This window comes from Mycobacterium paragordonae, from assembly GCF_003614435.1.
Classification (GTDB): domain Bacteria; phylum Actinomycetota; class Actinomycetes; order Mycobacteriales; family Mycobacteriaceae; genus Mycobacterium; species Mycobacterium paragordonae.
Genome location: NZ_CP025546.1, coordinates 3622615 through 3635722 on the forward strand (window position 1 = coordinate 3622615; position 13108 = coordinate 3635722).

The following is a 13108-nucleotide window of genomic DNA, read 5'->3' on the forward strand; positions in this document are numbered from 1 at the left end:
GAGAATCCCGAAATTCCCCTCGTACGGGGGCAGGAGTCCTCCCCAACGGGGGATCGCTTTGTGATCGCCACCGGCCGAAGCTGATCGGCATGTCATTTACGACCGTCCCAGCCATCGAACTGCTGACCACCCCCGAGGGCATCGCCAACCCGTATCCGCTGTACGACCGGCTGCGGGAGCTCTCTCCGGTTGCGGGATACCGGGATTGGCCGCCGGGGACAGTGCCCGGCGCCGACGAACCCGTGACGGCCTGGGCCCTGTTCCGTTACGACCAGGTCCACGCGGCTGCCCGGGACAGCACCACGTTCTCCTCGCGGGATCCGCTGCAAGAGGCATCGTCCGCACCGAGCCTGATGCTGGTCAATACCGACCCACCCAAGCACGAGGTGGAGCGCAAGTTGGTCAGCCAGGCGTTCTCGCCCCGGCGCGTCAAGCGGCTCGAGGGCTGGCTGGCCGGACTGGTCCCAGGCCTGCTCGACGATCTCGGCGCCGGCGACGTGGATGTCATGGAGTTCGCCGCCGAGGTTCCCACCCGGGCCATGGTCCGACTGCTGGGGCTTCCCGACGGCGACCATGTCCGGTTCCGGCGCTGGGCCAACGCGTTCATGCTGTCGTCGACCCTGACGCCGCAGGAGCGCATGGCGAGCAATGAGGAGATGGTGGCGACGTTCGCCACCCGGCTCGCCGAACACACGGAACGGCTGGCACAACGGCCGCCCAGTGGCGATGAGGAGGACAGTGGCGAGGATGTGGAAGACGCAGCGGACCTGATCTCGGCCCTGCTGCGCGCCGAGGTCGACGGGCAACGGCTCACGCCGGAGGAGATCGTGCGGTTCTGCGTCACACTGGTCGTCGCCGGCAGCGAAACCACGACCTTCCTGATCGGCAACCTGTTGCACGCCCTGGCGCGGGAACCCCAGGTGCAGAAACGCGTTCGCGCCGACCGCAGCCTGCTCAACATCTTCATCGAAGAGACGATGCGGCTCGACGGTCCGCCACAGCGCCTGTTCCGCATCGCCACCCGCGATGTCGAGATCGACGGCAAGGTGATTCGCGCCGGGGACTGGGTGGCACTGTTCTTCGGCTCGGCCAACCGCGATCCCGCCGTGTTCCCCGACCCCGGCCGCCTCGACCTCGACCGGCCGAACATCCGCCAGCAGCTCTCGCTGGGCCACGGTCTGCATTTCTGCCTCGGCGCCGCGCTGGCCCGGCTGGAGGTGATGTCGGTGCTCAACGCCGTGCTGGATCGCTATTCGACGATCACCGTGACCGACGATCCCGGCACCAAGCAGACCGCCAGCCTGCTGACCCACGCGTATGTCCGCCTGCCGCTTCACTTTTCATGACGAAAATCGAACGCAACATCGCAGCGACGAAGGCTGTCTACGCCGCGGTTCCGGCAGGCGACCTGCAGACCGCGCTCGCACACCTGGATCCCGACGTCCGCATCACCTACTACGGCACCGAAAGCATTCCCTACGCGGGCGATTACCTGGGCATCGAGGAAGCGGTGCGGTTCTTCACCACGGTTGGGCAGCACATCGAGATCGTCGAAATGCAAGCGTGGAAGTTCATCGCTCAGGGTGACGATCTCGCAACCTGGGGGCGACAACGGTTCCGCCGGCCGGCTACCGGACACGAATGGGAATCGGAGTTCGCCCACATCATCACCCTGCGCGACGGTCGCTGGTTGCACTTCCGCGACTTCATGAACTCGGCCCTCACCCTGGCGGCGTTCACCCTCGAAACCGACCGCTAAAGCGATACTAGCAAGATACATCATCCGCAGTAAGTGGTTATTTGCTTGGCTATTTACTGCGTCAAGGGAGATTTATGCGCGTATCGTCTATGGACATGAGCGCCGCGTTCCGCGTACCCTCGCGGATGTCACACGTCCACTTCGACCAGCCTGGGGGGTACGCGGCGACATGGTGATCGCGGTCGGTCAGGCGGCCAAACCGGTCCGCGCGATCGGCGACTTCTTCGCGATGTCGCTGGACACCTTCCTGGCCATGTTCCACCCGCCGTTCGCCTGGCGGGAGTACCTGCTGCAGTGCTGGTTCGTGGCCCGGGTGTCAACGCTCCCAGGCATTTTGATGACCATCCCATGGGCGGTGATCTCGGGTTTCCTTTTCAATGTCCTGCTGACCGACATCGGCGCCGCCGATTTCTCGGGCACGGGTTGCGCGATCTTTACGGTGGATCAGAGCGCGCCCATCGTGACGGTGCTGGTGGTCGCCGGCGCGGGATCCACCGCGATGTGCGCCGATCTCGGCGCACGAACCATCCGCGAGGAACTCGATGCGCTGCGGGTGATGGGCATCAATCCGATTCAGGCACTTGCGGTTCCCCGGGTCCTGGCCGCCACCACCATCTCGCTGGCCCTGAGTTCGATCGTGACCGCGACCGGACTGATCGGCGCCTTCTTCTGCTCGGTCTTTCTCATGCACGTCTCGGCGGGTGCCTGGGTCAGCGGGCTCACCACGCTGACCCACACCATCGACGTCATCATCTCCATGATCAAAGCGACACTGTTCGGTCTGATGGCGGGGCTGATCGCCTGCTACAAGGGCATGTCGGTGGGCGGTGGCCCCGCCGGTGTCGGCCGCGCGGTCAACGAGACGGTGGTGTTCGCCTTCATCGTCCTGTTCGTTATCAACATCATCGTCACCGCCGTCGGCATGCCCTTCATGGTGTCGTGAGGTGAAGCCATGACGATGACTCAAAGCGTTGCGGCCGAATGGAATCGGCTGGGATCCCAGATGCGGTTCTACGTGAGCACCTTGACCGGTATCCCGGATGCCGTCCTGCACTATCGCGGTGAACTGCTTCGGGTGATCGCGCAGATGGGTTTGGGTGTCGGCACTCTCGCGGTCATCGGGGGCACCGTCGTCATCGTCGGGTTTCTGGCGATGACCACCGGGGCGATCGTCGCGGTGCAGGGCTACAACCAGTTCGCATCGGTGGGAGTAGAGGCCCTGACCGGCTTCGCATCCGCGTTCTTCAACACCCGCGAGATCCAGCCCGGAACGGTGATGGTCGCGCTGGCGGCCACCGTGGGCGCCGGTGCCACCGCGCAACTGGGAGCAATGCGAATCAACGAGGAGATCGACGCGCTCGAGGTGATTGGCATCCGCAGCGTCAGCTATCTGGCGAGCACCCGGGTGCTGGCGGGCGTAATCGTCGCCGTACCACTGTTTTGCGTCGGCCTCATGACGGCATATCTGGCCGCTCGCCTGGGCACCACGGTCGTCTACGGCCAGGGTTCCGGCGTTTACGACCACTACTTCAACACCTTCCTTCGTCCGACCGACGTGCTCTGGTCATCCTTCGAAGTCGTCGTGGTGGCCCTGGTGATCATGCTGGTGTGCACCTACTACGGCTACACCGCGCACGGTGGACCGGCCGGCGTGGGTGAGGCCGTGGGTCGCGCGGTCCGCGCGTCCATGGTGATCGCGTCGATCGCGATCGTCATCATGACGCTCGCCATCTATGGCCAGTCCCCGAACTTCCACCTGGCGAGCTAGTCGCGATGAACCGTGGTCCAGGTCGACACCGTCTGCACGACGGGTGGTGGACGCTGATCCTGTTGGCCACCATCGGAAGCGTCGTCCTCGTGACGGCGGTGTCCTTCGACGGAACCTTGCGCTCGTACGTACCGGTGACGCTGACCGCGGACCGCTCCGGACTGGTGATGGACACCGACGCGAAGGTCATGATGCGTGGCGTGCAGATCGGCCGGGTCAGCCACATCACCGACGACAAATCGGGCACCCGCCTCGCCCTGCAACTCGAGCCCGGCCAAATGCGTTACATCCCAGCCAATGTCGAGGCGCAGATCAGCGCAACCACCGCATTCGGTGCCAAGTTCGTCGAATTGGTGGCGCCGCCGCAACCGAGCGGAGCACGCCTGGCCGCCGGGGCGGTTCTGCACTCGAAGAACGTCAGCACGGAGATCAATACCGTCTTCGATAACGTGGTCAGCCTGCTCAACGTCATCGACCCACTCAAACTCAACGCGGTGCTGACCGCGGTAGCTGACGCCGTACGCGGGCAGGGCGAGCGGATCGGCAGGGCCGCCACCGATCTCAACGAAGTCTTGACGGCACTCAACGCCCGCAGCGAGCCCATGCGCCGGGACTGGAAGTCGCTGAAGAACTTCTCCGACACCTATGACGCGGCCGCACAGGACATCCTGACCATCCTGGACGCCGCCAGCACCACCAGCACCACCGTCGTCAGCCACGCCAAGGAGCTGGATTCGCTGCTGCTCAACGTCATTGGATTGTCCAACTCCGGCACCACCCTGTTGGGCAGGAGCCGCGGCGACCTGGTCGCCTCGGTCAACTTGCTGGAGCCGACCACCCGGCTGCTCGGCAAGTACAGCCCCGAGTACACCTGCTTCCTGCAGGGCGTCACCTGGTACCTCAACAACGGCGGCTACGAGGCGTGGGGTGGCGCCGACGGCCGCACCCTGCAACTCGATGTCGCCCTGCTGCTGGGCAACGACCCGTACGTATTTCCCGACAACCTGCCGCTGGTGGCCGCCAAGGGAGGTCCCGGCGGCAGGCCCGGTTGCGGTTCACTGCCCGACGCCAGCAAGAACTTCCCGGTGCGCGAACTCGTCACCAACACCGGTTGGGGCACCGGCATCGACATCCGGCCCAATCCCGGCCTCGGACATCCGTGTTGGGCCGACTATTTTCCGGTGACCCGCGCGGTGCCCGAACCGCCGTCCATCCGGCAGTGTCTCCCCGGCCCGGCCGTCGGCCCCAACCCGGGCGGTCCACCGTACGGGGCGGCGCTGTACGGGCCTGGGGGAGTGCCGCTTTGGCCCGGGGTACCACCGGCCGAGGGCCCGCCGTGAGTCACCGAGCAACCACCAGAGCAGGAGAACACCCATGCGGGACAGTCTGAGAGGCGTAGTCCTGCGACTCGGCGTCTTTCTGGCGGTTTGTCTGCTGACCGCATTCGTGCTGATCGCTGTCTTCGGAGAGGTGCGGTTCGCCGACGGCAAGGCCTACTACGCCGAGTTCACGAACGTCTCAAACCTCAGGCAGGGCAAGCTCGTTCGCATTGCCGGCGTGGAAGTCGGTAAGGTGACCAGGATTTCGATCAACCCCGACGCAACGGTGCGCGTCGAGTTCACCGCAGAGGACTCCGTCACGCTCACCGAAGGCACGCGGGCCGTCATCCGCTACGACAACCTCTTCGGCGACCGGTATCTGGCGCTCGAGGAGGGCGCCGGCGGCCTTGCCGTACTTCGCCCCGGCCAGACGATTCCGTTGGCGCGCACCCAACCCGCGCTGGATCTGGACGCCCTGATCGGCGGCTTCAAACCGCTCTTCCGCGCGTTGAACCCCGACCAGGTCAACGCGCTGAGTGAGCAACTGCTAGAGGCGTTCCAGGGGCAGGGTCCCACCATCAACTCATTCCTCGACCAGGCCGCGATCCTGACCAACACGCTGGCCGACCGCGACCGGTTGATCGGGCAGGTCGTCGACAATCTGAACGTCGTCCTGGGTTCGCTTGGCGGACAGAGCGATCGGCTCGACCAGGCGGTCGTCGCACTCTCCCAACTGGTGCACGGCCTGGCCGAACGTAAGACCGACATCTCCAACGCCGTGGCATACACCAACGCCGCGTCGGGTTCGATCGCCGATCTGCTGTCCCAGGCTCGCGCGCCGTTCACCAAAGTGGTGCGCGAAACCGACCGGGTCGCCGGCATCGCGCAGGCCGACCACGACTACCTCGACAACCTGCTCAACACACTGCCGGACAGATACCAGGCGCTGGTGCGCCAAGGCATGTACGGCGATTTCTTCGCCTTCTATCTGTGCGACGTGGTGCTCAAGGTCAACGGCAAAGGCGGCCAACCGGTGTACGTCAAGGTGGCCGCGCAGCCGACGGGACGGTGCGCGCCGAAATGAAAAGCTTCGCCGAACGCAACCGGCTGGTCATCGGGACGACGGGCATCGCACTGGTCACCGCAGCGGTGGTGGGCGCCTTGCAGTACCAGCAGCTACCGTTCTTCGACCACGGCAAGACCGTCTCGGCCTATTTCGCCGACGCGGGCGGCCTGCGGACCGACAACACCGTCGAGGTATCCGGCTACCCGGTGGGCAAGGTGTCCAGCATCGAGCTCGACGGGCCGGGCGTGCTGGTCACGTTCAACATCGACACCGACGTTCGGCTCGGCGACCGCACCGAGGCGGCGATCAAGACCAAGGGCCTGTTGGGCAGCAAGTTCCTCGACGTCCTGCCCCGCGGTGACGGTCGGCTCAGCGGCCCGATCCCGATCGAGCGCACCATGTCGCCCTACCAATTGCCGGACGCGCTGGGCGATTTGGCCACCACCATCAGCGGACTGAACACCAGCCAGCTGTCCGCGTCGCTGGACATGCTGTCGCAGACCTTCGCCGACACACCGGCAGACTTCCGGAACGCGGTCAAGGGTGTGGCCAGGCTCGCGCAGACCCTCGACGAGCGCGATGCCCAGTTGCGCAGCCTGCTGGGCAACGCGGCGAAGGCGACGGGCGTGCTTGCCAGGCGCACCGACCAGATCGTCGACCTGGTGCGCGACACCAACGCGGTGCTCGCGCAACTGCGAACCCAGAGCGCGGCGCTGGATCAGATCTGGGGGAACATCTCGGCGGTGTCGAAGCAGTTGCAGGGTTTCATCGCCGAGAATCGTCAGCAGCTGCGCCCGGCGCTGGACAAGCTCAACGGCGTGCTGGCCATCGTCGAGAACCGCAAAGAACGTCTGCAGCAAGCCCTTCCGTTGCTCAACTCCTACGTGATGTCCCTCGGCGAATCACTGTCGTCGGGCCCGTTCTTCAAGGCCTATGTGGTCAACCTGTTGCCCGGCCAGTTCGTCCAGCCGTTCATCGGCGCCGCCTTCTCCGATCTCGGACTGGATCCGGCGACCCTGCTGCCGTCGCAACTGACGGACCCCCCGACCGGTCAGCCGGGCACCCCGGCGTTGCCGGTCCCGTACCCGCGGACCGGTCAGGGCGGCGAACCGCGTCTGAATCTGCCCGACGCGATCACCGGGAACCCCGGCGATCCGCGTTACCCGTACCGTCCGGAGCCGCCGGCCCCGCCGCCCGGTGGGCCGCCGCCCGGGCCACCGGCCCGGCAACCGGGAGGCACTCCATGACGGCCAGGTTGCGCCGTGCGCGCTCGGTGCTGGCGACCACCCTCGCGCTGGTGTTCGTCGCCGGGGTGATCGTCGCGATGCGGACCGCCGGTGAAACCGAACGGACGGTGGTGGTCGCTTACTTCGACAACAGCAGCGGCCTGTTCGCCGGAGACGACATCCGCATCCGCGGAGTGCCGGTGGGCAAGATCATCAAGATCGAACCGCAACCGCTGCGCTCCAAGATCACGTTCTGGTTCGACCCCAGGCACAAGGTTCCCGCCAATGCGAAGGCGGCGATCCTGTCACCACAACTGGTAACGGGCCGGGCGATTCAGCTGACGCCGCCGTATTCCGGTGGACCCGCCATGGCCGACGGCGCGGTCATCCCGCAGGACCGCACGGCGGTTCCGGTCGAATGGGATGACCTGCGGAACCAGTTGCAGCGGCTCACCGAATTGCTGAAACCCACTCGCCCCGGCGGAGTCAGCACGTTGGGCGCCCTGATCAATACCGCCGCGGACAACCTGCGGGGCCAGGGAGCCACCATCCGCGACACCATCATCAAACTGTCCCAAGCGGTTTCGGCGCTGGGCGACCACAGCAACGACATCTTCGCCACCCTGAAAAATCTGTCGACCCTGGTGACGGCGCTGCATGACAGCGCGGATCTGCTCGAGCGCCTCAACCAGAACCTCGCCTCGGTGTCGTCGCTCCTGGCCGACGACCCCCACAAGGTCGCCGCGGCGGCCGAGGACCTCAACGCCGTCGTCACGGACGTGCAGAGCTTCGCCGCGGACAACCGCGAGGCGATCGGTACAGCCTCGGACAAACTTTCGTCGATCACCCAGACGCTCGTCGCGAGCCTCGACGACATCAAGCAGACACTGCACATCAGCCCGACCGTGTTGCAGAACTTCAACAACATCTTCGAGCCGGCCAACGGATCGCTGACCGGAGCGCTGGCCGGGACCAACATGGCCAATCCGATTGCGTTCCTGTGCGGGGCAATTCAGGCGGCATCGCGACTGGGTGGCGAACAAGCGGCGAAACTCTGTGCGCAGTACATGGCCCCGATCGTCAAGAACCGCCAATACAACTTCCCGCCGCTGGGGGAGAACCTGTTCGTCGGCGCACAGGCCCGGCCCAACGAGATCACCTACAGCGAAGACTGGATGCGACCGGACTTCGTGCCCCCGGGTCCGACGGTGCATCCCGACCCCGCCGCGGGCCTGCCCGGCTTGATGCTGCCGCCCGGAGACGGCTCATGAACCGACTGGTGGCATTCGTGGCTGCGCTCGCAGTCGTGGCCGGAGTGTCCGGCTGCGGCTGGCACGGCCTGAACTCACTTCCCCTGCCCGGCACGGAAGGCAACGGTCCCGGCTCCTACCTGGTCTCGGCGCAGATGCCCGACGTCAACAACATCCAGGCCAATTCGCGGGTCCGCGTCGCGGACGTCACGGTCGGCCATGTCACCAAGATCGAGCGCCAGGGCTGGCATGCCCTGGTGACGATGCAACTCAATGGCGACGTCAATCTGCCCGCAAACGCCACGGCCAAGATCGGCACCACCAGCCTGCTCGGCTCGTACCACATCGAGTTGTCGGCACCGAAAGATCAGGCGCCGCAGGGCAAGCTGAGCGCCGGCGCAGTGATCCCGCTGTCTCGCGGCAGTGCCTATCCGAGCACTGAGCAGACGTTGGCCGCGTTGTCCCTGGTACTCAACGGCGGCGGGCTGGGCCAGATTCAAGACATCACCGAGGCATTGAGCACCGCGTTCCGCGGTCGTGAGCATGACGTGCGCAGTTTGATCGGTCAGCTGGACCAATTCTCGGCATACCTCAACGATCAGTCCGGCGACATCATCGCCGCAACAGACAGTTTGAACCGACTCGTCGGCAAGTTCGCGGCCCAGCAACCCGTGTTGGACCGCGCGCTGGCGACCATTCCCGACGCGCTCGCGGTGCTGAACGAGGAGCGCGGCAAGCTCGTCGAGGCCGCCGACCAGCTGAGCAAGTTCAGCGCGCTGACGGCGGACTCGGTCAACCAGACCAAGGTCAGCGTGCTCAGCGAATTATCGCAACTGGGACCGGTTTTGGAATCTCTGGCCAACGCCGGCCCGAGTCTGACCCGGTCGCTGTCGCTGCTGGGCACCTTTCCGTTCCCGAACGAGACGTTCCAGAACTTTCAGCGTGGTGACTACGCCAATCTGACGGCGATCGTCGACCTCACGCTCAGCCGAATCGACCAAGGGATCTTCACCGGCACCCGATGGGAGTGCCATCTGACCCAGCTCGAACTGCAGTGGGGCCGCACCATCGGCCAATTCCCGAGTCCGTGCACCGGAGGCTTCCGGGGCACGCCGGGCAATCCACTGACGGCTCCGTACCACTTCGAGCAGGGGCCCTAGTGTTACACCTTCCGCGACGAATCATTATTCAGCTGAGTGTTTTCGGCGTGATAGCGCTGAGCGTGCTGGCCGTGACGTTCCTGCACTTCGTCAAACTGCCGGCGATGCTTTTCGGCGTCGGCCGCTACACGGTGACGATGCAGCTGCCGGAATCTGGTGGACTCTACGGCACCGGCAACGTCACCTACCGCGGCTTTGAAGTGGGCCGGGTGGAATCCGTGCGGCTCACCGACACCGGCGTCGAAGCGGTGCTGTCCTTGAAGTCGGGCATTGACATCCCGTCCGATCTGAAAGCGGAGGTGCACAGTCACACCGCGATCGGCGAGTCCTACGTCGAGTTGCTGCCCCGCAACGCCACCTCGCCGCCGCTGAAAGACGGTGACGTCATTGCACTGGCCAACACCTCGGTACCCCCGGATATCAACGGCTTACTCAGCGCCGCGAACTCCGCGATCGCTGCCATACCGCGCGACAACCTGCAGACCGTTGTCGACGAGTCATACACCGCCGTAGGCGGATTGGGCCCCGAACTTTCCCGGCTGGTCACCGGTTCGACGACACTGGCCATCGATGCCCGCAAGAACCTCGACCCGCTGGTGGCCCTGATCGACCGCGCGCCACCGGTGCTCGATTCGCAGACACACACCTCTGACGCGATCGCGGGGTGGGCCTCACACCTGGCCGCCGTCACCTCCGATTTGCAGGCGCATGACGCGGCGGTCAGCGGTGTCATCGACCGTGGCGGTCCGGCCCTGCAGGAAGTGCGTCAGTTGATCGAGCGGGTGCAACCGACGCTGCCGATTCTGCTGGCGAACCTGGTCAGCGTCGGGCAGGTAGCACTCACCTATCAGAACGACATCGAACAACTGCTCGTCGTCTTCCCCCGGTCGATCGAGGCCGAACAGGCCGGCATTCTGGCCAATTTGAATACCAAGCAGGGATATCGAGGGCAGTATCTGAGCTTCAACCTGAACCTCAACCTGCCGCCGCCGTGCACCACCGGATTCCTGCCGGCCCAACAGCAGCGTATCCCGACTTTCGAGGACTACCCGGGGCGCCCGCCCGGCGACCTGTACTGCCGGGTACCGCAGGAGTCACCGCTCAATGTGCGTGGCGCACGGAACATCCCGTGTGAAACGGTGCCCGGCAAACGAGCGCCCACGGTGAAACTGTGCGAGAGCAACGAGCAGTACATCCCGCTCAACGACGGCTTCAACTGGAAGGGCGATCCCAACGCCACGCTGTCCGGCCAGGGGATCCCGCAGTTGCCGCCCGGAACTCCGCCGACAGCTGTCGCGCCGTACGACCCTGCGACGGGCACCTATACCGGACCCGACGGTCGGCAGTACACCCAGTCAGATCTCGCTCAACCCGCACCGAAGGACAAGACATGGCAATCGATGCTGCTGCCGCCGGGCAGTTGACGGCCGAATCCGTTGTCGCCGAGGAGGAAACGCCTTTACCGGTGCGTGCACGAAGATCACTGTCCGCCCACGGCTGGGCGACGGTTTTCGGTCTGGTCGCGGTCGTTGCTCTGGCAACGCTGACGTGGTGGCTCGGTCTGCGCGCCCACCAGTCGCAACAGGCTCAGGCCCAACGCAGTCAGTTTCTCCAGGTGGCCAGGCAGGGTGCGCTGAACCTGACGACCATCGATTGGCAGCACGCCGATGTCGACGTCCGGCGGATATTGGACGGTGCGACCGGCGAGTTCTACAACGACTTCGCCAGGCGGTCAGGCCCATTCGTCGAAGTGCTGAAACAGGCCAAGGCCAGCACGGTCGGCACCATCACCGAAGCCGGGCTGGAGTCGCAGGCCGCCGATTCGGCTCAAGCGCTGGTGGAGGTGTCAGTACAGACGTCAAATGCCGGCGAAAACGAGCCGGTTCCGCGGTTGTGGCGAATGCGGATCACAGTTGCGAAGATCGGCGATCAAGTCAAGGTTTCCAACGTAGGATTCGTGCCATGAGCGCGATCAAGTGGTCGCGGGTGCTCGCCTACGGACTGCTGCCGGCGCTGGCGTTGTCGCTGGCAGCCGCTGCCGGCTGGCTCAAATGGCAGGACACTTCCGCCCGCGACGCGGTCGTGGCTCGCGCGGAATCCATGCGCGCCGCCAGCGACGGAACGGTCGCCTTGTTGTCCTATAAGCCCGACACCGTGCAGCAGGATCTCGACGCCGCGCGCGGCCGGTTGACCGGTACGTTCCTGACTGCCTACAGCCAGCTGACCCACGACGTGGTGATTCCCGGCGCCAAGCAGAAGCAGATTTCCGCGGTGGCCACGGTTGGGGGCGCCGCATCGGTCTCGGCCAGCGCCGACCACGCCGTGGTGCTGTTGTTCGTGAGCCAGACGGTTACCGTCGGCCAGGACGCGCCGACCAGCTCCGCATCCAACGTCCGGGTGACCCTGGACAAACGCGACGGACGTTGGCTGATCTCGCAATTCGACCCGGTCTGAGGTGATGGCGATGCGCCGCTTTGCTTCGCTGGTGTTGTCCACCGGCACGCTGCTGGTTGCGGGCGCCGCACCACACGCCAGCGCAGACGCGGTCGCCTACCTGGTGAACGTCACCATGCGTCCCGGGTACGGCTTCGCCAATGCCGACGACGCGCTGAGTTATGGAAACAGCCTCTGCGACAGGGTTTCTCAGGGACGCAGTTATGCATCACTGATCGGGGACATCAAGACCGACTTCAATACGGCCGACGAATTCCAAGCGTCGTACCTACTGAGTCAGGCCGTCAACGAGTTGTGCCCTGCGCTGATTTGGCAGCTGCGAAACTCCGCGGCCAACTACCGGATTGGAGGCTGACATGCGGCGCCTCATGCTCACGCTCTCAGCACTGTCTCTTGCCACCGTGGTGGGGGTGCCCTGCGCGCACGCGGACAACAAGCGACTCAACGACAGCGTGGTCGCCAATGTGTTCACCGTCCAGCACCAGGCCGGCTGCACCAACGACGTCAAGATCAACCCGCAGCTGCAACTCGCCGCACAGTGGCACACGGTCGATGTATTGAACAACCGAAACCTCAACGGCGATATCGGATCCGACGGATCGACACCTCAGGACCGGGCAGCCGGTGCCGGCTATCGTGGCAAAGTCACCGAAACGGTGGCGATCAATCCGGCCATGGCGATCAGCGGCGTCGAATTGATCAATCAGTGGTACCACGACCCGGCGTATTTCGCGATCATGTCCAATTGCGCCAACAGCCAGATCGGGGTGTGGTCGGAGAACAGTCCGGATCGCACCGTCGTGGTCGCGGTCTACGGGCAACCGGACGTGGCTGCGGTCCCACCGTCGAGGCCGTCGTCCGTTGTGCCCGTGCAGGAGAACGTTCCTCTTGATCCTCGACCGGATTACGACGCCACCGACGAGATCGAGTACGCCCTCGACTGGTTCCCGTGGATCCTGCGTGGCGTGAACCCGCCGCCCGGCATACCGCCGGAATAGATCGGCAGTCGCCGGGCCGCCTTTTCTCGGCAGGTGGTTTTCTTGCCGCCACGTCTGCCCAGTCCCAGGTGTCACATGCGTAACGGGAAGCGGAGTGGCACTGGGCCG

At 65.1% G+C, this 13108-nt stretch carries 14 protein-coding genes; all 14 read left to right on the forward strand.

Annotated features, from left to right (window positions below):
* Positions 1–89 precede the first annotated feature (89 nt).
* On the forward strand, positions 90–1346 hold the full coding sequence (locus tag C0J29_RS16445; protein ID WP_120792962.1) for a cytochrome P450: 1257 nt from the start codon (positions 90–92) through the stop codon (positions 1344–1346).
* Positions 1343–1759 (forward strand): nuclear transport factor 2 family protein, encoded by a 417-nt coding sequence (locus tag C0J29_RS16450; protein ID WP_120792963.1) that lies wholly within the window; start codon positions 1343–1345, stop codon positions 1757–1759. The genes C0J29_RS16445 and C0J29_RS16450 overlap by 4 nt, the downstream gene beginning before the upstream one ends.
* 169 nt (positions 1760–1928) lie before the next feature.
* Positions 1929–2702, forward strand: coding sequence for an MlaE family ABC transporter permease (locus C0J29_RS16455; protein WP_065048574.1), 774 nt, complete (start codon positions 1929–1931; stop codon positions 2700–2702).
* 9 nt (positions 2703–2711) lie between these two features.
* Positions 2712–3527 carry an ABC transporter permease gene (locus tag C0J29_RS16460; RefSeq protein ID WP_065163193.1) on the forward strand — a complete coding sequence of 272 codons (816 nt, stop codon included), beginning with the start codon at positions 2712–2714 and terminating at the stop codon, positions 3525–3527.
* 5 nt (positions 3528–3532) lie between these two features.
* Positions 3533–4867, forward strand: coding sequence for an MCE family protein (locus tag C0J29_RS16465; RefSeq protein WP_120792964.1), 1335 nt, complete (start codon positions 3533–3535; stop codon positions 4865–4867).
* 34 nt (positions 4868–4901) lie between these two features.
* Entirely contained in the window at positions 4902–5930 is a 1029-nt protein-coding gene (locus tag C0J29_RS16470; protein WP_120792965.1) for a virulence factor Mce family protein, read from the forward strand.
* Complete coding sequence (locus tag C0J29_RS16475; RefSeq protein ID WP_120794769.1) at positions 5927–7159, forward strand: virulence factor Mce family protein; 1233 nt, start codon at positions 5927–5929, stop codon at positions 7157–7159. Before C0J29_RS16470 ends, C0J29_RS16475 begins: the two co-directional genes overlap by 4 nt.
* Positions 7156–8409 carry a virulence factor Mce family protein gene (locus tag C0J29_RS16480; protein ID WP_120792966.1) on the forward strand — a complete coding sequence of 418 codons (1254 nt, stop codon included), beginning with the start codon at positions 7156–7158 and terminating at the stop codon, positions 8407–8409. The genes C0J29_RS16475 and C0J29_RS16480 overlap by 4 nt, the downstream gene beginning before the upstream one ends.
* Entirely contained in the window at positions 8406–9548 is a 1143-nt protein-coding gene (locus C0J29_RS16485) for a virulence factor Mce family protein (RefSeq protein WP_120792967.1), read from the forward strand. Before C0J29_RS16480 ends, C0J29_RS16485 begins: the two co-directional genes overlap by 4 nt.
* Positions 9548–10972 (forward strand): MCE family protein, encoded by a 1425-nt coding sequence (locus C0J29_RS16490; protein WP_120792968.1) that lies wholly within the window; start codon positions 9548–9550, stop codon positions 10970–10972. The genes C0J29_RS16485 and C0J29_RS16490 overlap by 1 nt, the downstream gene beginning before the upstream one ends.
* A complete protein-coding gene (locus tag C0J29_RS16495) occupies positions 10939–11514 on the forward strand; it encodes a mammalian cell entry protein (protein WP_242460449.1) in 576 nt (191 codons plus the stop codon). Before C0J29_RS16490 ends, C0J29_RS16495 begins: the two co-directional genes overlap by 34 nt.
* A 5-nt stretch (positions 11515–11519) precedes the next feature.
* The gene (locus C0J29_RS16500; protein WP_120794771.1) at positions 11520–12002 is read left to right on the forward strand and encodes a hypothetical protein; all 483 of its coding nucleotides are present in this window, start codon (positions 11520–11522) and stop codon (positions 12000–12002) included.
* A gap of 10 nt (positions 12003–12012) precedes the next feature.
* Positions 12013–12357 carry a DUF732 domain-containing protein gene (locus C0J29_RS16505; protein WP_065162644.1) on the forward strand — a complete coding sequence of 115 codons (345 nt, stop codon included), beginning with the start codon at positions 12013–12015 and terminating at the stop codon, positions 12355–12357.
* A gap of 1 nt (position 12358) precedes the next feature.
* Positions 12359–13000, forward strand: coding sequence for a CAP domain-containing protein (locus C0J29_RS16510; RefSeq protein ID WP_120792969.1), 642 nt, complete (start codon positions 12359–12361; stop codon positions 12998–13000).
* The last annotated feature ends 108 nt before the right edge of the window (positions 13001–13108 follow it).